18 protein-coding genes and 1 tRNA gene are annotated in these 26,803 nt (G+C 58.3%); 6 read left to right on the top strand and 13 right to left on the bottom strand.

Annotation, left to right across the window (positions count from 1 at the left end; all coding sequences use genetic code 11):
* Positions 1-39 precede the first annotated feature (39 nt).
* Positions 40-843, bottom strand: coding sequence for a LexA family transcriptional regulator (locus B9A24_RS16855; RefSeq protein WP_084447187.1), 804 nt, complete (start codon positions 841-843; stop codon positions 40-42).
* Positions 844-1,064: 221 nt separating this feature from the next.
* Positions 1,065-3,308 carry a DNA helicase RecQ gene (gene recQ / locus B9A24_RS16850; RefSeq protein ID WP_084447186.1) on the bottom strand — a complete coding sequence of 748 codons (2,244 nt, stop codon included), beginning with the start codon at positions 3,306-3,308 and terminating at the stop codon, positions 1,065-1,067.
* Positions 3,309-3,580: 272 nt separating this feature from the next.
* Here recQ and B9A24_RS16845 point away from each other — a divergent pair, with 272 nt between their 5' ends.
* On the top strand, positions 3,581-4,606 hold the full coding sequence (locus B9A24_RS16845; protein WP_084447185.1) for a hypothetical protein: 1,026 nt from the start codon (positions 3,581-3,583) through the stop codon (positions 4,604-4,606).
* A gap of 58 nt (positions 4,607-4,664) precedes the next feature.
* On the opposite strand, the gene B9A24_RS16840 is transcribed toward B9A24_RS16845, so the two are convergent.
* Together B9A24_RS16840 and B9A24_RS16835 are read right to left on the bottom strand one after the other, a co-directional pair.
* Positions 4,665-6,527, bottom strand: coding sequence for an alpha-amylase family glycosyl hydrolase (locus B9A24_RS16840; RefSeq protein WP_084447315.1), 1,863 nt, complete (start codon positions 6,525-6,527; stop codon positions 4,665-4,667).
* A gap of 321 nt (positions 6,528-6,848) precedes the next feature.
* Positions 6,849-8,042, bottom strand: coding sequence for a THUMP domain-containing class I SAM-dependent RNA methyltransferase (locus tag B9A24_RS16835; RefSeq protein WP_234997410.1), 1,194 nt, complete (start codon positions 8,040-8,042; stop codon positions 6,849-6,851).
* Between the two features lie 155 nt (positions 8,043-8,197).
* Between B9A24_RS16835 and B9A24_RS16830 the strand changes: the two genes are divergently transcribed.
* Complete coding sequence (locus B9A24_RS16830; RefSeq protein WP_084447183.1) at positions 8,198-9,604, top strand: sugar MFS transporter; 1,407 nt, start codon at positions 8,198-8,200, stop codon at positions 9,602-9,604.
* Positions 9,605-9,693: 89 nt separating this feature from the next.
* Positions 9,694-10,728, top strand: a complete 1,035-nt coding sequence (gene murB / locus B9A24_RS16825; protein ID WP_084447182.1) for a UDP-N-acetylmuramate dehydrogenase — start codon at positions 9,694-9,696, stop codon at positions 10,726-10,728.
* 148 nt (positions 10,729-10,876) lie between these two features.
* On the opposite strand, the gene B9A24_RS16820 is transcribed toward murB, so the two are convergent.
* From B9A24_RS16820 to B9A24_RS16810, 3 genes are all read right to left on the bottom strand, one after another.
* Entirely contained in the window at positions 10,877-13,291 is a 2,415-nt protein-coding gene (locus tag B9A24_RS16820) for an endonuclease MutS2 (protein WP_084447181.1), read from the bottom strand.
* A gap of 225 nt (positions 13,292-13,516) precedes the next feature.
* Positions 13,517-14,134 carry a DUF4136 domain-containing protein gene (locus tag B9A24_RS16815; protein ID WP_084447180.1) on the bottom strand — a complete coding sequence of 206 codons (618 nt, stop codon included), beginning with the start codon at positions 14,132-14,134 and terminating at the stop codon, positions 13,517-13,519.
* Between the two features lie 318 nt (positions 14,135-14,452).
* Positions 14,453-15,253, bottom strand: a complete 801-nt coding sequence (locus B9A24_RS16810; protein WP_084447179.1) for a DUF547 domain-containing protein — start codon at positions 15,251-15,253, stop codon at positions 14,453-14,455.
* Between the two features lie 354 nt (positions 15,254-15,607).
* Here B9A24_RS16810 and B9A24_RS16805 point away from each other — a divergent pair, with 354 nt between their 5' ends.
* Positions 15,608-18,556: a TonB-dependent receptor gene (locus B9A24_RS16805; protein ID WP_084447178.1), complete on the top strand. Its 2,949-nt coding sequence runs from the start codon at positions 15,608-15,610 to the stop codon at positions 18,554-18,556.
* 117 nt (positions 18,557-18,673) lie between these two features.
* Here the strand turns inward: B9A24_RS16805 and B9A24_RS16800 are convergent, their stop codons facing one another.
* The gene (locus B9A24_RS16800; RefSeq protein WP_084447177.1) at positions 18,674-19,852 is read right to left on the bottom strand and encodes a GNAT family N-acetyltransferase; all 1,179 of its coding nucleotides are present in this window, start codon (positions 19,850-19,852) and stop codon (positions 18,674-18,676) included.
* A 208-nt stretch (positions 19,853-20,060) separates the two neighbouring features.
* On the opposite strand from B9A24_RS16800, the gene B9A24_RS16795 reads away from it, so the two are divergent.
* The gene (locus B9A24_RS16795) at positions 20,061-21,176 is read left to right on the top strand and encodes a porin (protein WP_084447176.1); all 1,116 of its coding nucleotides are present in this window, start codon (positions 20,061-20,063) and stop codon (positions 21,174-21,176) included.
* 211 nt (positions 21,177-21,387) lie between these two features.
* Positions 21,388-21,963: a fasciclin domain-containing protein gene (locus B9A24_RS16790; RefSeq protein WP_084447175.1), complete on the top strand. Its 576-nt coding sequence runs from the start codon at positions 21,388-21,390 to the stop codon at positions 21,961-21,963.
* A 114-nt stretch (positions 21,964-22,077) separates the two neighbouring features.
* Here the strand turns inward: B9A24_RS16790 and B9A24_RS16785 are convergent, their stop codons facing one another.
* From B9A24_RS16785 to B9A24_RS16765, 5 genes are all read right to left on the bottom strand, one after another.
* On the bottom strand, positions 22,078-23,802 hold the full coding sequence (locus B9A24_RS16785; RefSeq protein WP_084447174.1) for an ATP-binding protein: 1,725 nt from the start codon (positions 23,800-23,802) through the stop codon (positions 22,078-22,080).
* Positions 23,795-24,136 carry a circadian clock KaiB family protein gene (locus B9A24_RS16780; protein WP_084447173.1) on the bottom strand — a complete coding sequence of 114 codons (342 nt, stop codon included), beginning with the start codon at positions 24,134-24,136 and terminating at the stop codon, positions 23,795-23,797. The genes B9A24_RS16785 and B9A24_RS16780 overlap by 8 nt, the downstream gene beginning before the upstream one ends.
* A gap of 1 nt (position 24,137) precedes the next feature.
* Complete coding sequence (locus tag B9A24_RS16775) at positions 24,138-24,470, bottom strand: circadian clock KaiB family protein (protein ID WP_234997405.1); 333 nt, start codon at positions 24,468-24,470, stop codon at positions 24,138-24,140.
* A gap of 15 nt (positions 24,471-24,485) precedes the next feature.
* Positions 24,486-26,186: a circadian clock protein KaiC gene (gene kaiC, locus B9A24_RS16770; protein WP_234997403.1), complete on the bottom strand. Its 1,701-nt coding sequence runs from the start codon at positions 26,184-26,186 to the stop codon at positions 24,486-24,488.
* Between the two features lie 530 nt (positions 26,187-26,716).
* Positions 26,717-26,789 (bottom strand) — tRNA-Thr (locus B9A24_RS16765).
* Positions 26,790-26,803: the final 14 nt, after the last annotated feature.

Raw genomic sequence — 26,803 nt, 5'->3', positions numbered from 1 at the left:
TCTTTTATCTGATATGTAAGTACCAAGCGCGTAATCGCGCTACGCCTTCTTCATAGTCATCATCTGCTGTTGCAGGTCCAGTACGATGCTGGCCAGGCGGTTAAGCGAGAGGTCGGCGATGGGGAATGTGCTGCTGATATACGCTTTAGCTTCCCAGATTTCGAGCACGTCTTCCACGTCAATCTCGTAGGGTGAATATACGGGGTTGTCGGAGTGCAGAGCCAGCATCGCGCCCTGCTTGAGGCGGTTGAAGACGCGCTTGAACACGATACCTTCCTTCGTACTCACTACCACGCAGGGCGTGCCGTCCTTGATGTTCATCCAGTCGTCCACGTAGCGGCCCACGATGACGGTGCCGCTGGCAATGGGCAGCATCGAGTCGCCGGCAATCTCGAAGGCGCGGTAGGTGCCGCCCGAGCCCAGCATGGGCAGGCGAAACTTGGGCAGCTCCTCGATAAACTCGGCATCGGCGTAGCCATTCAGGTAGCCGGCGCTGGCCTTAAGCGGCACCAGCTCGATATTCTCGTTCTGGTCGCGGTCGACGGTGAGGGCCAATACGCGCAGACGGTCGGCGGGACGGGGCGGCTCGGGCGTTTGCAGAGCTGGGTCGAGCTGGCGCAGGGCGGCTTTGGCCACGCTCTTCTTACTGAAGTCGGTGGTTACCAGCGCATCCAGGGTGATGCCGAACAGGCGGGCCATATTGACCAGCGTGGTGAGCTTGGGCTCGGCTCGGCCTTCTTCGTAGGCTCCTACCAAGGAGCGTTTTATGGTTAGCTTCTCGGCCATTTGCGCCTGGGTGAGGCCCAGCTCACGGCGCCAGAATTTTAAGTTCGTGTTAATCATAGCGGGAAATGAGGCGGAAAAGGCTTCGACATCAAAACATTACCGGCTCGTGAAATTAGCAACATCCTCGCAGCTTTACTAATTCAATTAGCTATAATTTTTTTATTGATAAGAGGTTTCCGCAGAGGCCCGCAGCGGGTTACGCAGAGGTTCGCAGTGTTCTATAGTCAGCACTCTGCGAACCTCTGCGTAACCCGCTGCGGGAACTCGACGCTTGAAAATCACCCTTCCCGCAGCCGCTTTTGATAATGCACCGCCAGCCGCAGCTTAAAATAATCATGCTTCTCGCGCAGGTGATCGAATAAATCGCGGAGCAAAGGCTCGCCGCCGAGCTGGTCGCGGGCAGTCTGAATTTCGGCGAATTCATCCATAGTCAGAAACTCCTCCAGCCGGATCTGGTAGCCCTTGGCATACAGCGTTTCGATGTGGGCGCGCACCGTGCCGGTGCTCAGGCTGCGGCGCTCCGCAATGGCCTCCACGCTCAGGCCCACGCGGTGCAGCTGAAACGTCGTTTCGTGGGTGTCGCCTACCTCGCGCTTGCGCGGCGCTTGCGCGGGGGGCATTTCCAGACCCTCACCCATATCGGAATCAGGGTAGACGGTATTACTCGCGTCGGGCGCTCCCCCACCCCTGTGTTCCAGAATTTCCTTGATAAACGCCTCGCCGTAGGTCTCGAATTTCTTCATGCCCACGCCCGAAATAGCCAGCATGGCCACCCGCGAAACGGGCTTCTCCGCGGCCATTTCCTCCAGCGTAGCGTCGGAAAACACGACGTACGGCGGTACGTTCTGCTCGTCGGCGATGCGCTTGCGCAGCTGCCGCAGACGCTCAAAGAGGGCCGCCGTAGCGTCGGTGGGCGTTGTGGCGGCCTGGGCGGCCTTGCGGCTGGCGCGGGTGGTTTTTTCGGCCTTCTCGGCGGGCTTGAATTGCTTGAGCGGGAGCTGGCGCTGACCTTGCAGCACTTCCTTGCCCAGCTCCGTGATTTTCAGCGCGTAGCCTTCCTCGTAGGCAATGTAGAGCAGGCCGTCGTTGAGCATCTGGTGCACGTAGCTGTACCAGTCCAGGTAAGGCAGATCGGCGCCGGCGCCGTAGGTTTTTATCTGGTCGTAGCCGCCGCTGAGCACGGCCTGGTTGCGCATACCGCGCAGCACGTCGATGAGCAGGCCGATGCTGGCCCGCTCCCGCATCCTGACCACCGCCGACAAGGCTTTTTGGGCAATGAGCGTACCGTCGAAGGTGGTGGGTGGGTTGCGGCAGATGTCGCAGTTGCCGCAGTCGGTGGCCAGGGTTTCGCCGAAGTAGTTGAGCAGGATTTTGCGGCGGCAGCTGGCGGCTTCCGCAAACTGCTGCATCCTTTCCAGCTTGGTCAGGTTGAGCTGGGTGAGGTTGGGGTTGTCCTTGGTGAGCATCTCCCGCAGACTCATCACGTCGGCGAAGCTGTAGAACAGCAGGGCCGTGGCGTCGGTACCATCACGCCCGGCGCGGCCTATTTCCTGGTAGTAGCCCTCAATGTTTTTGGGCAGATTATAGTGAATCACCCAGCGCACGTTGCTCTTATCGATGCCCATGCCGAAGGCGATGGTGGCGATAATCACCTGCAAATCGTCCTTCAAAAAGCCTTCCTGCACGGCCGAGCGCTGGTTGGGCGTCATGCCGGCATGGTAGTGGCCGGCGCGGTAGCCCTTGGCTACCAGCTTCTGCGAGAGGGTTTCGCACTGCTTGCGCGAGAGGCAGTAGATGATACCCGGCTGGTCGGGGTGGCGGTCCAGAAACTCCAGAATGCCCCCCACGCGGTCCTGGCCGGGCCGCACGATGAGGTTGAGATTGGGCCTGTCGAAGCTGGCCGTGAACACCTGGGGCTCACTCAGGCGTAGCTGCTGCTGAATGTCGCGCTGGGTGAGGCGGTCGGCGGTGGCGGTGAGCGCAATAATGGGCACCTGCGGAAACTGCTCGCGCAAGAGCCGCAGCTGGGTGTACTCGGGCCGGAAGTCGTGGCCCCAGGAGGAGATGCAGTGGGCTTCATCAATGGCAAACATGCTGATTTTCAGCCGCTGCAAAAATTGCAGGAAGCCCGGCGAGAGCAACTTCTCGGGGCTCACGTAGAGCAGCTTGAGGTGGCCGCTCATACAGGCCGCCCCGATGTTGTTCTGCTCGCTCTGGCCGATGCTGCTGTTGATGCCCGCCGCCGCGATGCCGTTGGCCTTGAGCGCCTCCACCTGATCTTTCATCAACGCAATCAGCGGCGAGACGACCACGCACACGCCCTCGCTGATGACGGCCGGCACCTGGAAGCACACCGACTTGCCGCCGCCCGTAGGCATGAGCACCACCGTGTCGCGCCCGCTCAGAATGGAAGAGATAATCTCCTCCTGCATAGGGCGAAACGAATCGTAGCCGTAATATTGCTTTAAGACTTGCCGAGCAGATTCTAACGTCGGCGTATACGCTGGGGGGGCAAATAACATTTGGTAAAAATACGAATGCGCGGGCAGTAGCGCCTGGTAGCGCGAACTTTTAGTTCGCGTATCGTCGCCCGATTGGCTGGGGAGCTTTTTCTGACAGCTTGTCTAGCTAAACAACGAGGCGCGAAGCGGAAGCGTGCCGAGCTGGTGCGCGATACGCCGTCGACCGCAACGAAACGCGAACTACAACTAACTACAAGTTCGCGCTATATAACAACGGCTCGCGCCACAACCCACGGCCGGTCTCTGCGTTCTGACCCAACACGTTCTGCTCTATGACCCGCCGCCCCTTCCTCTTCGATCCCGCCAAAAACAGCTTATTCTACCTGGCGCTGCTCGTGGTGCTGATTGCGTTGGGGCTGAATCTGTACCAGGCCCTGAACGGCCATTACTCTATTATTGGCAGTGTGGCCTCCTTTCTGGGCTTGTTTGTGGCGTTCCAAAGCTGGCGGGCGGCCGATGAAGCCGCCCGTAAAACCGACGAGGCTTTGGGAAAAATGCAGCAGATTGCTAATGAGACCCAGCAGCTGGCACATTCCAACTACGCCGTGGACCAGCAAATCCGGCGGGCTGTGGACACCATTTCCGACGCTACCCGCGAGCTGCATAAAGGTCTGCAACCCATTCTGGAGCAGGTACGCGAGTTTCTGGACCGCGCCGCCGGCAGCGAGTTTGTGGCCATCATGACTGACTCGGCCGCCATCGGCAAGCCGTACGAGTATTTCCGCCACCCGCCCCTCAATCCGCGCGAGCTGCACCTGCTCACCTCCCGCATCCACGAGTTGCTGCTGGCCCGCGCCCAGGATGCCCGCGAGTTCTACCTGGCTACCCTCGGCACGGAGGAGCAGGTGGTCGCATTTCCGCCAACGGGCACCAAAAACCCCTTATTCAGCCAGTACGTGCAGCCCTTCTGGCAGCATTTCAACCCTGATACGCCCCTCACCGAGGCCGACTGGGACACGCAGCGGCAGGCGCACCAGCATACGCTGACCCAGGTGCAGGCGGCTTTCGACGCTGCCCCGCGAAACCAGGAGCAGAAAGCCGCCGGCCTCGGGCCTCACCTGCGGCTGCCCGTGCTGCCGCTGCAAGTACTGATTCAGATAGATCTGGAAGGGCCAGAGCCTTTTCGGGCCTTGGTTATTTTTCTGGGCCAATACAACCTGAACAAGCTCACCGACGCGCGGGCCATGCTCACGGCCGACCCTGAACTGGTGCGCGCTTTCGTGAGCATGTTCGAGTCCATCACCGGTCTGGATCAGCACGCGGGCTACCGGCAGCTACGGCAGCAGTGGCCGCTCTAAAACGCCCCCCAGGCTAGCCTGGGGGGCGTTTTAGAGCGGCAAAAGCGACACCTGGCGGTTAGCGCATCAACTCCAAAACCACGGCCGTTTTTGCCGGCACCTGCACGGTCGCTACACTGTCCAGAGTCTCATTCGTGAGAACATTACGGGCCTTCGTAAAGCCACTCATGCGCTCGGAAAAGCGGGCCGTATGCATGGCGATGGGTTTGTCGGTAGCATTGGTAGCGACCATCACCGTGCCCTTGTCATCATAGCGAAAGTACACGTACATGCCATCCTGGGGCAGATATTGCATAAGCTTGCCGGAGTGCAGCATGGGGTGGTCGCGACGGTAGGTGGCCAGGGTACGCACAAATTGGAAGGCTTCGTTTTCCTGGGCCGTGCGGCCGGCGGCCGTAAACTTATCCTGCTTGTCGCCGGGCCAGCCACCGGGGAAATCGCGGCGTACTTCGGCGTCGGTGGGGTTTTTGAGATTCTTCATCAGAATCTCGGTACCATAGTACATCGACGGGATGCCGCGGGTGGTCAGCAGCCAGGTCAGGCCCATCTTATATTTGTCGTAATCCTCACCCATCACCGACAAAAACCGGTCGTGGTCGTGGTTGTCGAGGAAGGTCACCAGTTTGGCAGGATCCTGATAGACTGCGTCTTGGGCTAGCGCTTCGTACATGCGCTGGGGGCTGCCGTCGTGTTTTAGCCCGTCCACCATCGCGCCTTCCAGCACGAAATCCAGCCCGCCTGGCTGATTAGATTTGAAGGGAAAATCAATCTTATTGCGCACGTAGTAGGCCTGGTCCACTACGTTATTCACTGATGACTCCCCGAAGATGTGAATCTGCGGGTACTCCGTGAGCAAAGCTTGGTTGCAGCGATTCATAAATGGCTGGTCATTATACATATACGTGTCGATGCGCCAGGCATCCACTCCGAAGTTCTCCACGGTCCAGATGGCGTGCTGAATCAGGAAATTGGCTACGTAGGGGTTTTCCTGGTTCAGGTCGGGCAGGAAGGGTACAAACCAGCCATCGAGCGTCACCTTGCGGTCGAGCTGGGACGCGTGCGGGTCGGTGATGGGCTGCTGGCGGTAGGAGGTGTTGGTGTAGGTCGGCCACTGGTGGAGCCAGCTTTTCATCGGCAGATCCTGAATAAACCAGTGCGTGTTGCCAATATGGTTGTACACTGCGTCCTGCACTACCTTCAGGCCGGCCGCGTGCGCCTTGCCCACGAAGGCTTTATAGGCAGAATTGCCCCCCAGGCGACGGTCCACGTTATAATGATCCGTGAAGCCGTAGCCGTGATAAGACGCCCGCATAGTACCGCCCTCATTGGTCAGGGGCTGGTTATTTTCGATAACGGGCGTAAACCACACAGCCGTGATTCCCAGATCTTTAAGATACGGCAGCCGCTGCGCGGCCCCCGCCAGGTCGCCGCCGTGGCGTAAGAACCCATTGCTCCGGTCGTGATTAGGGTCGCGCATATCGGCGAACTTGTCGTTGCTCGGGTCGCCGTTAGCGAAGCGGTCGGGCATAGCCAGGTAGATGAAATCGGCCTGGGTGACGCCCTGCCCCTTGGGCGAATTGTCGCGGGCCTTCAGCTCCCAGGCCTGGGTGACGGTCTGGGGTCCTTTTTTACCAATAATCTGCACCGTGCCGGGCTTGGTAGAGGCCGCAATGGTCAGGTCCAGAAAGGCGTAGTTAGGGTTTTCAACGGTGTTGGTTTTCACCAGCTTCACGCCGGGGTGATTGATGGTGTACGTTAGCGTGCCGGCATTGGGGCCATACACCAGCAGCTGCAGCTTCGGCTCTTTCATACCCACCCACCAGTTGGTAGGGTTTACCCGTTGGATGGCCGGCGTTTGCGCTGTTGCCCACAGCGGTACCAGTAGCACCAGCAAGAGCAGGTTTGAATAGAGTTTTTTCATGTGGGAGGCGGGATTGTAGATAGGATTGATTGAGATGGGATGAAACGGAACCACAAACAACGTTAAGAAAAACACTAGAACGTCATGCAGAGCAGAGCGAAGCATCTCGCGTGGGGTTATTACCAAAGTATCTGTCAGGCTCCATCTAGCGTCTGCTTGTCGAAGCATCCCTCCCGCTTCGTTGCGTTAGTACCCAGTAGAGGTGCTTCGATTTCGCTCAGCATGACCGCCTTTTTCTATTGCAACGTCGGCACGCGAGATGCTTCGCGTTGCTCTGCATGACGTTCTGCTAAAAACGTTATGATTATATATCGCTTACTCCTACTCCGGGCGCGCCGCCCGGCGCGAGCCCTGGTAGAGCTCGTACTTAAGCAGGCGGCAGTCGATAGGCCCGTTGAAGAGCGGAATGCGGCGGGAGGCTTTTAGGCCCACGCGCTTGGCCGCGTCCAGGTTGCCGGTAAAAATATAGGCGTCGTAGCCCTGAAAGTTAGTTTTGAGGGTGTCGCCGATGGTTTTGTAGAGCGTTTCCATCTGTGCCTCCTCCCCAATTCGCTCGCCGTAGGGCGGATTCATAATGACCAGGCCGGTGTCGCCTTTGGGTGCTTGGGCCTCCCGCACGTCGCGTACGGCCAGCCGAATGTAGTCTTCCAGGCCAGCGGCTTCCACGTTCTGACGGGCCAATTCCAGAAACTCGGGCGAAATATCCGAGCCGCCGATGTAGGCCTGGGGCTCCTCAATCTGGGCGTTGCGGGCGTCGAGCCGCACCGATTCCCAGAGGGCAAGGTCGAAGTCGGGCCAGTTTTCAAAGCCGAATTTGCCCTGGTGATACAGGCCGGGCGCGATGCGCTGGGCAATAAGTGCCGCCTCGGTAAGCAGCGTACCTGAGCCGCACATCGGGTCCACCAGGGTCTTCTTGCCATCCCAGCCCGTGAGCAGCAACAGGCCCGCTGCCAGCACCTCATTGAGCGGGGCCGCGTTGGTTTGCTGCCTGTAGCCGCGCCGGTGCAGCGACTCGCCCGAGGCATCGAGCGACAGAGTCACTTCGTTGTCCAGCATGTGCAGATGCAGGCGAATATCGGGCTTGTTCACGTCCACGCTGGGCCGCACGCCCGTTCGGTCGCGAAACTGGTCCACGATGGCGTCTTTGGTCAGCTGGGCCACGAACAGCGAGTGCTCAAACGTGGATTTGTTCACCACGGCCGTAATGGCGAAGGTTTGATCGGGCTGGATGTAGCGACTCCAGTCTACGCGGCCTACTTCGCGGTAGAGGGCTTTTTCGTCGGGGGCATAGAAGGCGGCGAAGGGCTTGAGAATGCGCATGGCGGTGCGGCACCACAGGTTCGCTTCGTAGAGCAATTGCTTATTACCAATAAACTCGATGGCCCGGCTGTGGACCTGCTCAATTTTGGCCCCCAGCTGCTCCAGCTCCTGCGTCAGCACGTCTTCGAGGCCAAACTGCGTGGTAGCCGTCATGAAAAAAGGGTCGTCGCGGCGGTTGTCGGCCATAGGGGGCATTTTTTAGGAGGTGGGGAGCAAAGGTCGGGAAAAGCGCCGGCAGAACGAAGCTCCCCTCCTCAGTTGAGGAGGGGAGCTTCGTTCTGCCACCTTCTTCGCTGCTTCGCCCACTATTTCTATCTTTAAGGCCCACATCTTTCCTCTTCCCGCCCGCAATGGCTGCTCCTACGTCTACCTCCTCTCCCGCCGCCACCAGCTCGGCCGCTCCCGCCCGCGGCTACGTCGTGCCCATGATGGCCATGACGGCCCTGTTTTTTCTGTTCGGGGCCGTCACCAACTTCAACGACGTGCTCATGCCGTATCTGAAGGACGTGTGCCAGCTAACGGACTTGCAGGCGTCCTTGGTGCAGTCGGCGTTTTTCGGGGCTTACTTCCTGATGTCGTTGCCGGCCGGCTTTGTGCTGAAGCGCCTGGGGTACAAAAACGGTATTGTGCTGGGTTTGCTGGTGATGGCCTGCGGGGCCCTGCTGTTTGTGCCGGCGGCTAATTCCCGCACATTTGCTTTGTTTCTGACGGCCCTGGGGCTGTTGGGTGCCGGTATTACGCTGCTGCAAGTAGCAGCCAACCCGTACGTGTCGGTGCTGGGGCCAGCGCGCAACGCGGCGGCGCGGGTGAGCATCGTGGGCGTGGCCAACAACTTCGGTGGGGCCTTGTCGCCGCTGGTCGGCGGCCTGATCTTGTTCGGCGGCTCGGTAGCACTGAAGGCCCAGCTGGCGGCGCTGCCAATGGCGCAGCGGCTCGACCAAGAAGCCCAACTAGTAAAAGGCCCATACATGGGCCTGGCGGCTTTTCTGGTGGTATTGGCCGGCGTGTTTTTCCTGCTAAAATTACCCGAGCTTGAAAGCCTGCCCGCTGAGGAAGCGGCTCCGAATGCCGATGGCCAAGTCACCACCCGCACCAGCGCGCTCAGCTTTCCCCATCTCACGCTGGGCGTGGTGGCCATCTTCGTGTACGTGGGCGTTGAAGTTGGCCTGGGTTCTTTTCTGATTCGCTACGGCGAGGCCCAGGGGATTCAGCAGCTTAGCGACTTCACCCAAAGCCTAGTGCAGGGCCTGAATGTAGCCACCAACTACGCCTTGGTCTTCTTCGGCCAGGAGCCCGCTCCTATTGACACCTCGGGGGGCTTTACCAAAGCCGTGGGCGCGGTATTGGTGTCATCTTATTGGTTTGGCTCCCTGGTGGGACGCCTGGTGGGTATTCCGCTGCTGCTGCGCTTCCCCAACCGTGGCCTGCTGATAGGAGTGTGCGCGGCCGGCGTTGCCCTGGTGCTGGCGTCCATCCTGACCACCGGCGAAGCCGCTCTGTGGCTGATCGTGCTCTGCGGACTGTGCAACTCCATCATGTGGCCGGTTATTTTCCCATTGGCAATCAAGGGATTGGGCCAATTCACCAAGCAGGGCTCCTCCTACCTCATCATGGCCATCGTCGGCGGGGCCATCATCCCGCCCCTCATGGGCTGGCTGGCTACCCACGGCGGCGGCCTGCGCGTAGCCTTCGTAGTGCCCGCGCTCTGCTACGCGTATCTGCTGTACTATGCCGTAAGCGGCTACCGGGTGCGGTAGACAATTGGGGGTAGCATTTGGCTGCTGGGGGGCTTTTTTTGCAGCCGTAGCGTTACTTTTACTGCAGAATCACCTTCTGTGCTTTCCCTATGTCCTCGGTCTCCCTTCTCGAACACGACGTTTCTCTCCACCCCTACAATACCTTCGGCATCGACGTCAAGGCTCGCCTGTTCGCTCGCTTCCGTAGCGTCGAGGAGCTACGCGCTTTACTGGCCTTGCCCGAAGTGCAGCAAGCGGAAAAGCTCATTCTCGGCGGGGGCAGCAACCTGCTTTTCACCCAGGATTTCGACGGTGTGGTGCTCAAGAATGAAATTCAGGGTCTGGAAGTCATTGCCCAGGATGAAGACGCCGATACGGCTCTGGTGCGCGCCGGGGCCGGCGAATCGTGGCACGGCATGGTGCAGTACACGCTGGGGCAAAACCTGAGCGGCATCGAGAACCTATCGCTGATACCGGGCACGGTGGGTGCGGCACCCTTGCAGAACATTGGCGCCTACGGAGCCGAATTGCAGGACACCTTCGACCACCTCGAAGCGCTGGAAACCAGCACGGGCCGCCTGCGCACCTTCACCCGCGAAGAGTGCGGCTTCGGCTACCGCGAAAGCGTGTTCAAAGGCCCACTCAAAAACCAGTTTATCGTGACCAGCGTGGTGCTGCGCCTCCAGCGCAAGCACGCGCTCAACATCAGCTATGGGGCCCTGCGCACCACTCTGGCCGACATGGGCATCGAAGCCGACCCCACGCCCCAGGACGTAAGCGAGGCCGTCATCCGCATCCGCCGCAGCAAGCTCCCCGACCCCGCCCAGATCGGCAACGCGGGCAGCTTTTTCAAAAACCCCGAACTCTCCCAGTTTAAGTTCGACGAGCTGAAAACCCAGTTTCCCGACCTGCCCGGCTACCCCATGCCCGGCGGCGTAAAAGTACCCGCCGCCTGGCTCATCGAGCAGTGCGGCTGGAAAGGCCGGCGCTTTGGTTCCCACGGCGTGCACGAGAATCAAGCCTTGGTGCTGGTAAACCACGGCGGCGCGCAGGGGGCAAATATCCGGGATCTGGCCCACGAGATTATTGCCTCCGTGCGGGAGAAGTTCGGCGTGGAGCTGCACCCGGAGGTGAATATTATGTAAGGTCGTTTTGCTGCATAAAAGGGCCCCCAAATACATCTGGGGGCCCTTTTATGCGTACCGTCTATTTCACTTGAACGTCATGCAGAGGCGGAGCCGAAGCATGACCGCCTAGTTTTAGTTTAAAATGACTTTATAACCATAACTCAGGCTACTTCAGCACCGCCACCGTCGCCCCATCCCCGCCGCGTTCCGCATGCTCATCAGCCACGCTGGCCACGGAGCGCACAGAGCGCAGGTAGTCGCGGGTGATCTGGCGGAGGATGCCGTTGCCGCGGCCGTGCACGAACTTGATTTCGGGAATGCCCAGCATCACCGCGTCGTCGACGAAGGCCATTACTTTTTGCAGGGCGTCTTCGGCTCGCTCGCCGCGCAGGTCCAGGTTGGGACTGAAGTTGGCCATGCGGCCGGTCATGTTCAGGCCGGAGCTTTGGGGGGCATTTCTTTCGGCTTTTTTCTCCCGCTCCTTTATTTCAGCCCGGCCCAGCTTTTCGAGCTGATCGATTTTGACAATGGTTTTCATGCCGCCGAAGGACACTTCGGCCGTCTTGCCTTTCAGGCTCATGATTTCGCCGTAGCCATCCTGGCCGATGAGGGCCACTTTGTCACCGGGCCGCAGGGTGGCCGCGTCGGCGGTTTCGCGGGTGGGGCGGGCTTTGGGCGGCTCGATTTGCAGCTCTTTTTTTACGTAGTCGTCCAGCTTCTGGCGGGCCTGCTTGGTTTGCTCCTTGTCGGCCTGAGCGGTGCGGATTTCCTGGATGGTGGCCTCAATCTGCTGGTTCGTATCCTTGAGCAGCAGCTTGGCTTTGGCTTTGGCATCGCGCAGCACGTCGAGGCGGGTGTCCTCCAGGTGGCGCTTGAGGTCCTGGTATTCCTGGGCGGCTTTTTTTAAGCGCCGCTCCTGCTTTTCGGCTTCGGCGGTGCGCTGCTCCAAGTCGGCTTTTTCCTTCTCCAGGCCTTCCAACAGGCGGTCGTAGCGGATTTTATCCTTGCCCACGAGTTGGGTAGCGCGCTCCACAAGCTGGGCCGGCAAGCCAATCTTGCGGGCAATTTCAATGGCAAACGAAGAACCCGGCTTACCAATTTCCAACCGATACAGCGGCTGCAAGCGCTGCGGGTCGTAGCGCATGGCCCCGTTCACGATGCCGGGCGTCCGCTCGGCGAAGTTTTTCAGGTTGGTGTAGTGGGTCGTAATCACGCCGTAGCTGCGGGCCTGGTTGAGCTGGTCGAGCACGGCCTCGGCGATGGCTCCGCCCAGGGCCGGCTCGGTGCCGGTACCAAACTCGTCGATGAGTACCAAGCTGCGCTTGCCGGCGAATAGCAGAAACTGCTTCATGCTCAGCAGGTGCGAGGAGTAGGTACTCAAGTCATTTTCCAGGCTTTGCTCGTCGCCGATATCCAGAAAAATATCCTCGAATACGCCCGCCTCCGAGCCATCGCCAGCCGGGATGAGCAGGCCGCATTGCAGCATATACTGCACCAGTCCCACCGTCTTCATGGCCACGGATTTGCCCCCCGCGTTCGGCCCCGAAATCAGCAGGATGCGCTGCTCGGGGTGCAGGTCGATGCTCAGGGGCACCACCTCGCGCCGGGTTTCTTTGGGCTGCTCCCGAAACGTGAGATACAGCAGCGGATGGCGCACTTTCTGCCACTTAATCAGCGGACGCGGGTTCAGTGTGGGCAGAGATGCCTCCAGACGACTCGCCAGCAAAGCTTTGGCCCGAACAAAATCCAACAAGCCCAAGTATTGGTACGCTTTACGCAAGTCCGGGATGTGGGGCCGCAGCTGGTCAGTGAGCTGGGTCAGGATGCGGATGAGCTCGCGCTGGTAGGCGTTTTCGAGGTCCTTGATGTCGTTATTCAGCTCAAAAACCGCCTCCGGTTCAATGAACACCGTCTGGCCCGAAGCCGACTCGTCATGAATCAGACCTTTGACCCGGCGCTTGTGCTCGGCAATAACGGGCAGCACCAAACGCCCCCCACGAATGGTGGGCTCGGCATCACCGGGAATCCAGCCTTCGGTTTTGGCGTGGCGCAGGATGCCGGCAATCTGCTTGCGCAGCTGGCCCTGACGGGCAATCAGCTCCTGCTTTAAGTGCATGAGCAGCGGCGAGGCGTTGTCGCGCACCTGGCCTTCGTCGTCCACCACTTTGTCCAGGGCCAGCAGCAGGTTGCGGTCTACCTGCACCCCGATGCCCAGCAAACGCAGGGTCGGATACAGTGATTCCTCGGCCTGAGTGAAGAAAGTAAGCGCCTGACGGATGGTGCGTAAGCTCATCTTCAGGGCAAAAAAAGCCGTTACCTCCAGGTAGGAGCCCGGTATGCTGGCGCGCACCAGATGAGGGTGCACGTCGTGGTAGTGTTGGCTGGGGAAGTCGGCGCCCGACTGGAGCAGGACGCGGAACTCGTCGGTTTGGAGCAGCAGCTTCTGGAGCTGATCGTGCTTGGTCTGAAACTGCATCTTGGCGACAAAATGCCGGCCTAAAGCACTCAGACACAAGGAGTCCAACATCTCACGCAGCTGCGTGAAGCCTATTTTATGTTCGAAATTGGAAGGTAATAGCAAAGAAAAAGCAGCAGTTGCCGTCTGTAAAGTAAGAGTAGGTTGCGAAGATAGATAAACAGCAGTGGCCCCAAGAAAGATTCGTGCACGGCAGTATAGTTAGAAAGGTATAAGGTGTGGATCTTTACTGCTCAGCTTGTCTTCTATACAATCCGAATAAAAGCACAAATTAAAAAAGGGCAAAACATATGTTTTGCCCTTTTTTAATTTGTGGAATACTATCAAGAATTATAATTTATCAGCTCGATGGTTATATTGCTCGAAAATCTGACCAACGGCAACATATACTTTGTCTTTGTTTTTATTAAAAAGATTACCATCGGTGAGGCCCGAAGCATAACCCTGCCACACGCCAACTCCTTTTTCCCGATCAACCATCTGAACCAAAATACTGCCCTTATCTAGGCTGATTTTACGCTGATCGTTGTTGGTATACGTCTCGGTCGAAGCCCAGTAAGCATCGCCTAGATTGGTGTTGCTTACAATTTCAACCGGCTCATCGAACGTCCGGAAATTGACTACCAGATCGCCGCCCGTAGGTTGGTACGTGTAGCCACGGCTGACCATCTCATGCTCTACAGCGTCGCGTAGCATTACCTTAAATAACAGATCATTAAGAAAATAGCTACTGTTTTGCGGGTCGCTTACTTGGCTTGCCCAAGAGTACGTTTTGTACTTGCTGAAGTCGGGACTATCGGTGGAGGTAGTGACGTATGTGCTCGCCCCGGCAGTCGGGTTGGGGCCACCGCGCTGGTCGGCGCCCACAGTGACGGCGGGCTGCCGGGTGCAGCCCGTAGCGAACAGCGCGAAAAACAGGAGCAGTAGAATCGGATGTAACGTTTTCATAGGTAAAAAGCTTAGATTTAAAAATACGGCAAATTGTTTTTTATATATTTAGTTGTACGTTACTGTTCTGCCAATGTTTATTATTTATATTAAATCATGTCAATTAAGTATTTTATCAAAAAATAATTTTATTCATTATTTCAAGCTCAATATGCGTTAATCACGCCTTAAAAATAAAGCTCATTATATTATTTCCACATTGCTTTCTGGCCACTATTTATTTTTTTCCTGCCACCCAGCTCAACCGTACGAAAAAGCCCCCCGGAACGTATTCCGGGGGGCTTTTTCGATGGGCAATCGGGCCTGAGGGCAGCGGAGCTACTTTCCCTGCTCGTTCAGCGCCCAGTCGTAGGTCATATAGCTCAGCGTAGCGTCGGGATTGATTTTTTGGGTGGCGTAGCGGTTGATGGTTTTTTGAATGGAGTTGCCATCCTTCGCGAAGTCCTTGGGGTAGTAGCTGAAAATACTCGACACTTCGGGCTTATCGGCCGGGGTGAGCTTGTTCTTGGCCGGGTTGTTCACAAACTCCGTGGCCTGCTCGTCGAGCTGCTGGTTGAGGCGGGCGGCTACGTAGGCCTCATTGCGCAGCTTGGGGCACGACATGGCCGCGCACACCAGCGCGAAGTGAATGCGCGGCTCCTCGAATCGCTTGCGGATGATGCGCTGCTCGATGTCGTTGAGCGTGTGCTTGTCGTTGCCGAGGCGGATGAAGGGCTGGTCCCAGACGGTATTAACCAGGGTTTTGTCGCCGCCCAAGTCCTTAATGCTCTTGAGCGGATAGGCCCGCAGGACGCGCTGAATGGTGAAGGCATTGTAGGCGTTCAGCCAATAGGCCAGACGCTCCTGGTCGCTCCACTGGTCGCTGGGCAGGTTGTCGCTGAGCGTGGTCAGATACGTGTTCAGAGCCGCGCTATCGGCCTGAAAAGCGGCGTAGTTCACCATGCCCTGCTCGTTTACGTGCTTTTGCAGCAGCGCATCCCAGGGCGCATGGCTCACGGGCCGGCTGTCTTTGGAGGTCGGGTTGAGGGGGGTGAAGTAGCGCACGTAGGCGCAGCCGCTTTGGCAGGCCGCGGTAAACAGCAGCAGGCCGAAAATGGCCAGTCGGGACAGGGGGCTCATACAGGGAGGAAGAACAAACAAGGAATGAAGGATAAGGAAAGGCGCTCGGCCAGGGTCAACCTACGCGAAATGCCCCCCAGGTGGGTTGGCAGGCGCAAAGTAAACGATAGTAAATGAGGCCGCCGCCGCCCAGGCAGCTTTATATTATTTAGCCAGAATGCCGGCAAACCAAGTCCGGCTTGCGCTGTTTGATCTCCGCGAAGTGGGTCAGCCTCAACTGATCAGGGGCAAATAATGGTTCAGCTTTCGGAAAATACAGTATAACTTTCCGGCCGCCTCGCAATCCAGTTGCGTTCCGGCCGCGTATTTCAGCCCAGCTTTTGCCCCCCAGGGGCGCTTTCCCCCTCCTATTTTATGTTTCTAACCTCTACCCTTTACCAGCGTTTGCTGCCGGGCGTGGCTCTTGTGTGCCTCGCCGTAGCGCCCACGCTGGCCCAGGACACGGCCAGCCGCGTCAGCGGCCAGATCCGCGACGCCAGCGGCCAGCCTTTGTCCGGCGCGACTATCGTGCTGGTACCCTCAGGCCGCACCACCACCACCGATGCCCAGGGCCAGTTTGAGCTATCGGGCATCCCGGCCGGCACCTACACGCTCACGGCCAGCTATCTGGGCTACCGCGCCGCCACCCAAACCCTGGCCCTGGACGGTACGCAGGCCGCGGTGGTCAACGCCAACCTGGCCACCGACGCGCTGAACCTGAACGGCGTGGTGGTGACGGGCACCTTCAACCCGCAGACCAAGCTGGAAAGCTCGGTAGCCGTAACCACGCTCAGCAACCGGCAGATCCAGAACCGCGTCTCGCGCGGCACCGCCGACCTGCTGATGGCCGTGCCGGGCTTTCGGGTAAACTCCGACGGTGGCGAGGCCGCCAACAGCGTGTCGCCCAGGGGCCTGCCTTCCAACGCGGAAGCCGGCTTCGGCTTTTTACAGCTGATGGAAGACGGCCTGCCCCTGCTCGAAGCGGGCTCCCTGACCTTTGCTAAAACTGATATTCACTTCCGCGTCGATGAAACCATCGACCGGCTGGAAGTGGTGCGGGGCGGCTCGGCGGGCATTTTTGCCAACAACGCCCCCGGCGGCATCGTCAACTTTCTGAGCAAAACGGGCAGCGGCCCCAAGATTGGCGGCATCGTGCGCCTCACCGGCGGCGACCAGGGCTTCTACTCCGACCGCAAGGGTCTGGCTCAGCTCGGCGGTCTGCAACGGATTGACGCCAACGTGGGCGGCCCCATCGCGGGCACGCCCTTCAAGTTCAATATCGGCGGCTTCTACCGCTACGACGTGGGTGTGAAGCACGCGGGCTTCCCAGCCAACGTGGGCGGCGGCGTGAAGGCCAACGTGACCTACACCCTGAAAAACGGCTACGTGCGCCTCTACGGCAAATACCTGAATGACCGGGTGGCCTACTACACCAGCGTGCCGTACCAGAATCTGAACGACCCGCAGCGCATCCCCGGCGGGCCCGACCTGCGGCGCGGCACCATGTACTCGGAGTTTCAGCGCCGCACCAGCATCCCGAACCCGTTCAGCAACGGCGAAGGCCGCCTGGAGCGCGATCTGGCCAACGGCCAGCACACCCGCTACAAGTCCATCAGCTCGGAGGTGTTCTTTGATCTGGGCAACGGCTTCACGCTCACCGACAACGCCCGCCTGCTCGACGCCAATCTGAGCACCGACGGCGTGTACGACATTCAGCCGCCCGTACCCGGCACCTCGTTCGCGGCCCAGTACCGCGGCCTGGCTCCGTTCGGGGTGCAGGTGAACTCGCCGCGCTTCTCCTACGCCGACGACCCCACGAATACCCCCGTGGATATTGCCTCGCTCAACGGCAACGGCCTGGTGAACATCGCCGGTATTTTCCCCGATGATAAGCCGGCCACCAACGTCATCAACAACCTGCGCCTGCAGAAAACCGCCGGCCAGCACCAGCTCACGGCCGGCTTCTACGCCAGCCGCTACACCATCAAGGAGCGCCTGAGCTACAACCTGGTGGTGCAGGAAGTGGCTGATCGGCCGCGTTTGCTTAATTTGAGCTTTCCCACGGCCGGGCCGCTGTTTGGCGGGCAGCCCATCGAGGTAACCAACAACGGCTTCCTGTTCTACAGCTTCGGCGACGGGATTCTGTTCAACTCGACCAATACGACCCAGGTGCTGAGCTACTACGCCGGCGACGAGTGGAAAATCACGGATAAGCTGCGCCTCGATGGCGGCCTGCGCCTGGAAACCACCCACGCCGAGGGCCGCTCCCCCAAAACGGCCATCCTGAACAACCCGGATGTCAGGTTTACCCGCTTCGTAGGGGCACCCTCGACCGCTAACCGCTTCGGCGGCTCCAACGGCGGCCTCGACGGCCAGTACCGCACCTTCTACGACAACCGGTTTTTGCAGAATACCGACGAGCTGCGCACCTGGAGCTTCCGCTTCCACACGGTCAACTACTCGTTGGGGGGCAATTATAAGTTCTCCGATAAGCTGGCCACGTTTGCCCGCTTCAGCAACTCGGGCGTAGCCCCCTCCAACGACCAGTTTGCCTACGGCGTCGATACCAACGACCCCACTGGCAACAGCACCCTGCGCGGCGGCGTGCAGCGCGTTATTCAGGCCGAAATGGGCGTGCGCGTGGCCACGAACAAGGTAAGCCTGGCCGTGGTGCCGTTCTACAGCGAGAATAACAACATTCCCTTCACTATCCAGCTGTCCAACCCCGACGGTGGTTTCTCGCTGACCCAGGACCGGGGCAAGGTCGATAACCTGGGCGTGGAGCTGGAAGGTACTTACTCGCCCGCAGCCGGCCTGACCCTGCGCGGCATCGGCACGGTGCAGCGCCCCCGCTTCGTCGACTTCCGCTTCACCGACAACAAAGGCACTAGCGCCAACCCCAACGATGACGAGGTAATCAGCTTTGAAGGCAACCGCTTGGAAGACACGCCCGACCTGCTGCTGGAAGGCGGCGCCGACTACAGCTTCAAAGGCTTCGACGTGTTTGCCAACTACCGCTGGTTCGGGGAGCGCTACGCCAACAAGCGCAACACCATTCAGCTGCCCTCCTACGGCGTACTGTTTGCCGGCCTGGGCTACAACTTCGGCGGCACGCTCGAAGGCGTACAGCTGCGGGTGCAGGCCTCTAACCTGCTCAACAAGCTCGGCTTCGGCGACGCGGCCGCCCGCAACGGCGAGAACCTGTCGCAGGAAACGCTGGACACGATAGATGCCAACGGCCGCACCCGCGCCCAGAACAGCTACAACCTGGTGCGCCCCATCCTGCCCCGCAACATCACGGCCAGCGTTGGCTATGTGTTTTAAGTGGTGAGGTGGTGAGATACGCCCATGGAAGCCTTTGCCCCCTACTCAGTCAAAAAAGCCCCCCAGAGTATTCTGGGGGGCTTTTTTGCTTTGAAACAACTTCACCATTTCACCACCTCACTTAATAATCGGGGCGCGCTTGAACTCCTTTTCGCGGTCGAACAGGTAGCGGAACGTGGCGTGGGTGCGCCAGATCTTGCCGCCGATCTGCTCGGCTACGGCCATCATGCGCGGGTTAAAGTCGCCGATCCAGTTCATCACAAAATCCTCGTACTGCACTTTGCTGCGGTCCTGCACCACTTTGGAAACCGCGAGCACCATGGCCGCCTCCACGCCCCGGCGCTGGTGGGCGGGCGCGATACCGAAGGCAATGCCGGTGAGCGTACGCACGGAGCCACGCCAGCGGTGGTAGGCAAATTTGAGCTTGCCCAGCCAGTTCAGGTTGCCGTTTACGTGCCGGAACAGCTCATTCAGCTCTGGCAATGCAATGAAAAAGCCAACCGGCTCGCCTTCGTAATAGGCAAACCAGCAGCCTTTTTCGTCAATCACGGGGCGCAGCTTCTTCATAATGCTGCGCGACTGCTCGGGCCGCATTTCCTTCACGCCGTCGTGCTTCACCCAGGCTTGGTTATAAACTACCCGAAAGTCCTCGGCATACTTTTCCAGCTGCTTCAGGCGCAGGTGCTCGAAGGTGTACTTCGGGTTCTGAAACATGCGCTGGGCCTTTTCCTGGTACTCCGGCGAGAGGGGGTCAATTACTTTACGGAAGTAAGTAAACTGATTGAAATACCGCTCAAAGCCGTAGGTTTCCAGCAGGCGGCGGTAGTAGGGCGGGTTGTAGTTCTGCCCGTAGAGCGGGGCACCGAAGTTGTCGATGAGCAGGCCCCACCACTGGTCCCGGTCGCCGAAGTTGATGGGGCCATCCATGGCCTCCATACCGCGCTCCGCCAGCCAGGCGCGGCAGGCATCGAGCAAGGTGTTGGCGGCCGCTTGGTCGTCGATGCACTCAAAAAAGCCCATGCCGCCCGTGGGCTGCTCAAAGGTGCGGGCCGTGCGCGTATTAATAAAAGCCGCCACCCGCCCAATGGTCTGGCCCTGACCATCCTGCAACAGCCAGCGCGTAAGCTCACCAGCGCGGAAATACTTGTTCTTTTTGGTATCAAATACCTGGTCAATATCCTTGTCGAGGGGGCGGATGTAGGTGGAGTCGGCGCGATACAAACGCACCGGAAACTCCCGGAATTCGCGGGCGTGCTCGGGCGTCGAAACTTCTATGAGGAATTGCGGAGCGGTCAAGGAGTCAGAAATTGAGGTGGGCAGCTACATAAGCATAGCACGAAGGTGTCAAATTTAGCTCCTCCAGGCAACATTGTCTCCGTTGAGCTGCCATTCGACTATGGGTTACCTGCAAACTCAGGCGTAAAGAGCCATTCATTCGTAGAAGCGTTTATTGCCAACGTTCAACTTAAACCCGTCCCGGCTTATCCCGCGCCTGCCCTTTTCTATGAAGTTCTGGTTTCCGCTATTTAGTTTACTGAGTCTGCTGCCCAACGGCCTGGCACTGGCCCAAACGTCGTCGGCCGCGTCTGACTCCAGCGTAGCTTCACCGCCTCATCCGCTCTCCTTCTATGGGTTTATGGACGCTTATTACGGCTACGACTTTCCCCGGCCACCTACCCCCGACCGCCCGACCTTTCTCTACTCCCACGACCGCCAGAATGAATTTGCGGTAAATAACGCTTTACTGGGCATGCGCTACCAGAGCGCCCGCGTACGAGGAGCGCTTGGCCTGCACGCGGGCACGTACGTAGCGGCCAACTACGCCGCCGAAGACCCTGTGCTCAGGCCTGTCTACGAAGCCTACGCCGGATTTCGGCCTTTCGCCCGCGCCTGGCTTGATGCCGGCATTTTCACCTCCCACATCGGCTTCGAATCGGCGTTGAGCAAGGACAACTGGACGCTCACTCGCTCGCTCATGGCCGAAAACTCGCCCTACTACGAAGCTGGCGTGCGCTTCACCTACGAATTTGCCCCCCAGCTTACCGTCACCGGCCTGGTGCTCAACGGTTGGCAGAACATCCGCGAAAACAACCGCGGCAAGGCATTAGGCACCCAGGTGCAGTGGCAAATTAGCGACAAAATTCAACTCAATTCCAGCACCTTTTTCGGCAACGAGCAGCCCACCGATTCTCTGCGCCGCTACCGTTTTTTCCATGATTTTTACCTGCGCTACTCGCCTACGTCCCGGCTAAGCCTGGCCGCCATTTTCGACGTAGGCAAACAACAAAAAGCCCCCCGGACCACCGGCTACGACACCTGGCACACGGCGGCCTTACTGGCGCGCTACCAACTCAATAAAGCCTGGGCCGTGGCCGCACGCGCCGAATACTATGCTGCCGCGCACGGGGTTATTATTACTTCTATCGCTCCCGCGCCCACCGCTCCTGACGGTTTGGTGGCCGGGGGCTCGCTTAATCTGGATTATGCGCCCGGCAGTCAGGTGCTGGTTCGGCTGGAAGCCCGCGCGCTACACGCCTCTGACCCCACTTTTCCGCGCTCCGCTGGCCGCCTGATCAGGGGGTATGCGAATCTCACTTCCTCCGTCGCTGTTTCCTTTTAGCCGGGTATTTGGCAGTGTACAAAGTCCTTGAGTGCTCAGTGCATCTGCGATTGAACAAGCCATTTTAGACAGCAGAAACAAGCTCAACTAATGTGAATTGGCAGAGAGTAGATAGACAAAAGAAAATATTTCTGCGGGGGTAAATCCAGTTGGTACAGTCGAGGCGTAAATGCTGTCAACTTCAACGACCCCCTTCAATTCATCCTAAAACATGAAACGTAAAACGCTTTCTATCGCCCTTGTGTGCCTACTAGGTGCCGCCACTGTACAATCGGCTCAGGCTCAAACACAGATGACGATGGCCAATGTAATGGTAGGTGGCCAGGCTATGCTGCCCAGCAAAAACATTGTAGCCAACGCCGTTAATTCTGCCGACCACACCACGCTCGTAGCAGCCGTAAAAGCGGCTGGCCTGGTGGAGACACTCCAGGGCAAAGGTCCTTTCACCGTATTTGCTCCCGTGAATGACGCCTTCGAAAATCTGCCCGCTGGCACCGTAGAAACGCTGCTGAAGCCTGAGAACAAGGCGCAGCTGAGCAAAGTACTTACTTACCACGTAGTAGCCGGCAGCATGACCGCCGACAAAATCATGGCCGCCATTAAGGCGGGCAAAGGCACTGCTTCGCTCAAAACGGTAAGCGGCGGCACGTTGAAGGCTATGATGAATGGTCCTAAGAATGTCGTGCTGATGGACGAGTCGGGCAATACCTCTACCATCTCCACCTACGACGTGATGCAAAGCAACGGCGTCATTCACGTTATCGACAAAGTGATGCTGCCTAAGTAAGCTTCGGCGACACTTTACTGCTTTACAGCAAACAACAAGGGCCTTTCCGTATGAGGAGAGGCCCTTGTTGTTTGCTAAATATTTCCGGATGCCGTTCTACTACTGGCGTGCGACCTACCGTTTGAAGTACACCGTGAAGACAGAGCCGACGCCTATCTCACTCTCCACCTCAATTTTGCCCCCCACGTTCTCCACCATCTTCTTGACCATGTACAGCCCGATGCCGCTGCCATCGACATGGTCGTGCAGGCGCTGAAACATCCCGAACAGCCGCTTTTCATTAATAATCAGGTCCAAGCCCAGGCCGTTGTCCTGCACCGTGAGCACCGCGTAGTCATTCTCTTCGTAGCACCGCAGCCACACATGCGGCGCACGCTCCGGCGAACGGTACTTGAAGGCATTGCTAAGCAGGTTATAGATGACGCTACGCAGGTTTTTTTGGGCAAATGACACCGCCGGGCAAGCCACCACGTCTACCTCCAAAATGCCCCCCGACTCGCGTAGCAGCGGTGCTAAATCCAGCCGCACGTCCTCAATAACTGGCCCCAGCTTCACCACTGCCAGGGGCTGAATCTGCTCTTTTTGTAACTTGGTTACTTCCGTCAGGTGTTCGATGGTGCGCTTAAACCGCTCCACGGAGTCCTGCATCATGGCCATGATGGGCTGTACCTGGTCTTCCTGCTGCCCCTGAAGGCTGGGGGGCATTTCTGACAGCAAGGCCTGCAACAACCCCTCAATGTTGCTGATGGGCGATTTTAAGTCGTGCGAGGCGGTATAGATAAAATTGTCCAGATCTACGTTGGCGCGCGTCAGCTGCTCGTTGTTTTCGTGGAGCTGGCGCTGGGCCTGATCGATGCGCTCCAGGGCCAGCCTGTGCTCGTGAATGTCGGTGTAGGTACCAATCCACTGCATAATTGCCCCCTGCTCGTTGTAGGAAGGTAGCGCCCGGCCCAGCATCCAGCGATACGTATCGGTCCTGTCGCGGAAGCGGTACTCCATCTCAAATGTTTCTCCGGTGCGCAGGCTCTGCTGCCAGCGTGTGCGGGCCGGGCCCGCGTCGTCGGGGTGCATACGCGCCTGAAACTCATCGTCCGAACCCGGACTACTGGGCCGGCCGATGTAATCAAACCAGCGGCGGTTGAGGTAGGTGTTTTCGCCCCGCGCGTTAGCCGTCCAGGCAATTTGCGGAATGCCCTCCAGTATTCGATTGGCTTCGGCGGCAGCCTGTTCTATTAGCAGGCGGGCGGCTTCCTGCCGCTTCAGCTCTTCGTTTTTGCGGTCAATTACCGCGTTCTGCTCGGCTACCCGCGCCTGAATGGCCTTGATTTCCCGTTGGGCTGACAGACTGGTGATAATAACGGCCAGGGCGGGCGCATCATTGAATTCCAGCACGTTCATCGACAGCGAAAACGGCAGCAGCGTCCCCGCCCTGGTTCGCAGCAGCACTTCTCCTTTGCTTTTACCGGCCCAGCCGTTTACCAATAAAGCCCCCCAGTACTCCTTAAAGTCAGATGGAATAAAGTCAGCAAAGGAGCCGCCGATCAGCGCCTCCAGCGCGCCTTCGAGCAGCGTAGCCAGGCTGGCGTTGCCATACAAAATAATGCCGTCCTGACTGAGCAGCAGCGCGCCTTCGCTCATCTGTTCGATCAGGGTGCGATACACCTGATCGGCACCTTGCAGCGTGAAGATGCGCGGCCCATCGGTTCCCTGCACCTCCAGCGCATCCACCGACCCCGAGCGAATAGCGGAAATGAGGTCTTCCGCTTCCTGCAGCTGATACCGCAGCTCCTCGTTTTCACGGATCAGGTCGGTGGAAGTAAGGGGCGGACTTTCAGCCATTGTTGCTTTCACTGTTGCTGTCGGGTAGTAAGGGCAGCCCCAGCGCGGCCAGCACCCGTTCCCGGTTTGAGAGGTCGCCCACCAGTCGGCGCACCAGGCCGGGGCGTTTTTTTACCAGGGTGGGCACTCCGATAAGCTGTTCCTGCTGGGCCAGGGCAGGCTGCTGGTAAATATCCACGATAATCAGCTCGTAGCAGCCTTTTAAGTACAGCTCACAAATTTCCTTGATATTCCGTACGGCCCGCGAGGAATTAGGCGTCGCGCCGGTAATATACAAATGAAGCACGTACTCCGCCTCCGCCGGTGTTCGATCCAACCTTTCCTCTGCCTCCATTCTAGTGAGTTGCGATGCCTACAACTGCCCGAATATCCAAGCCCACCAAGACGCGCTCCTCATTGGATAAGTCGCCGATGATCTTGCGGATGGGCACGGGCACTTTTCGTACCAGTGTCGGAATAGCCAGAATCTGGTCGCCCTCGGCTAGCTGAGGGTTTATTAGCAAGTCAATGACTTCCAGCTTATAGCGCCCTTGCAGGTGCTGCACACAATACTTTTTCAAATTGGCCAGCGCGGCCACTGACTTAGGGGTCTGGCCGGCTATGTACAGACGCAGTTCCCAACAGTTCTTATCCATGCCTTCTGTTGTACTAGCTGGGGAAGTTTCCATTACCGGATACGGGGCTTACTGATTATGTTGTTGGTTGTCAGCCTTGCGCGCTAGCATTTCGCTGACGCCTGACGTTTGTCCTTGCGAAAAAATCTGCTGACGGGTTTGCTCCTCATTATTTATCCGCCGTAGCTCCTCCTCCACCGACTCAAACTCCGTGCGCAGATTGGCAATGGTAGCTTCCAGTACCCGACGGCGGCGCTCCAGCTCCCGGTCCTTCCGCTCCAGCTCTTGCTGCACGGCCAGGGCCTGCGCCTGAGCCTGTAGCTGCTGGGTGAGGCGGCCAGCTCCGGTCACGATGCCCGCCGGACCTATCACCACATCCAGTAGTTGAATGCCCTGATCGGTGATAATAAATTCCCGCACCTGATTGGAGTGAGACATGCCCCGCGACTTGAGAATGCTCAGTCCGCGGTTGCGCTCACCGATTCCCTCCAGGTCCCGCACGCTGATCCAGGTATCTACCAACGACGACACCGCTTCTTCCGTCGCGTCCAGCTTACTGGTACGGCCGCCGCTGATCAGAGACGTGAATAAGGCAGTAATGTCATTTACCTTCAGAAAATCAATCAGCCGGGTAAGCATGCTGCTCACCTCGTTCATATTGCCCACGTTGATCAGGTTACTGATCGGGTCAATTACGACGGCATCCGGTTTCATCTCCCTGACCAGCTTATGAATAATGACCAAATGCCTTTCCAGGCCATTCATGGTAGGTCGGGAGGCTTCGATGTGCAATAAGCCTTGCGTTAGCCAGGGCTCCAGATCGATTCCAACGGAGCGTATATTGCGCACCAATTGCTGCGGCGATTCTTCGAAGGCAAAATACAGGCAGCGTTTATTCTGTTTACAAACCTCATGGGCGAACCCCGCGGCGAGCGTTGTTTTGGCCGTGCCCGCCGTACCCGTAAACAGAATACTGCTGCCGTGGTAAAAGCCCCGCCGGCCAAACATCTCGTCCAGGGCCGGAATCCCGGAAGACACGATCTGATCGGATACCTCGTGCTCCAGCTTGAGCGAGGTAACGGGCAGCACCGAAATGCCGTCTTCGCTGATCAAATAAGGGTATTCATTGGTGCCGTGGGTGCTGCCACGGTACTTCACCACCCGCAGGCGCCGGGTCGTAATCTGGTCGATAACGCGGTTGTCCAGCAGAATCACGCAGTCCGACACGTACTCTTCCAGCCCTTGCCGGGTGAGGGTACCATCGCCCCGCTCGGCCGTGATGATGGTGGTCACGCCCTTCTCTTTCAGCCAGCGAAACAGGCGGCGGATTTCCGAGCGCAGCACGGCTTCATTCGGAAAACCTCCGAACAAGGCCTCTATCGTATCCAGCACGACGCGCTTGGCCCCAATCGAGTCGATGGCGTACCCCAGCCGGATAAACAGGCCCTCCAGATCGTATTCGCCGGTTTCTTCAATCTCCGAGCGGTCTACGTGTACATGGTCAACCCGCAGCAGCTTCTGGGCTTGCAGGGCCGGCAGGTCGAAGCCCAGAGAAGCCACGTTGGCCGTGAGCTCTTCGGCGGTTTCCTCGAAAGCCATTAGCACGCCGGGCTCGCCATACTCCAGCGCGCCCCTTACCAGAAACTCGATACCCATCAGGGTTTTACCACACCCGGCACTACCGCATATCAAAGTGGGGCGCCCCTCGGGTAGGCCGCCTTCGGTAATCTCGTCCAGTCCTTCAATTCCCGTTCGGACTTTAGGTAACATAGACAAAACAGTAGGGGAAGAAATCTTATTTTCTCGCATGAAATCGACGGTTTACCTCAAGTAAGTGACGCATTCAAAGGCTGCTCTCCACAGCGCTTCGAGTAGTAGCCGCACGCCCTGGGGGACAAAAGCAATAGGCCAGTTGGCTGATACGCGGTAAAAGGAATTTGGATAGTCGAGTTAGCGCGGTGAGCTATGTAGGATTTCCTATTACTTGCTAAATCGATAATGGTTGACCTTCGCGCTACGAAATGAGGTATTTCCTCTCGTCAAAGATCATCTTAACTCAATGTGCCGTCTACGCCGCGCGAATGATTGTCTGATGGAGACGAATCAGCGCGGCTACTGCCTTCGTAGCAAGTTAAACCCGCGCCGCCACATTCGTTCTGGCCGCATCGGCCAAACTGCATAGGCGGGCACCACCAAGCCACCGCATCGGCCGGAAGCCACTGGCTCTTAGCACTGGCTGCCGTATTTCTTTACTAAAAAACCCCTCCTACATGCTGTAGAAGGGGTTTTTTGGTACCGTGAGCCTCCTGCCGGGATCGAACCAGCGACCTACTGATTACAAGTCAGTTGCTCTACCAGCTGAGCTAAGGAGGCGAAATGGTGGCGCA

The sequence above is a fragment of the Hymenobacter roseosalivarius DSM 11622 genome (genome assembly GCF_900176135.1).
Lineage (GTDB): Bacteria > Bacteroidota > Bacteroidia > Cytophagales > Hymenobacteraceae > Hymenobacter > Hymenobacter roseosalivarius.
The sequence above is the reverse complement of the archived record's forward strand: the minus strand, read 5'-3'. Positions and strand labels throughout refer to the sequence as shown.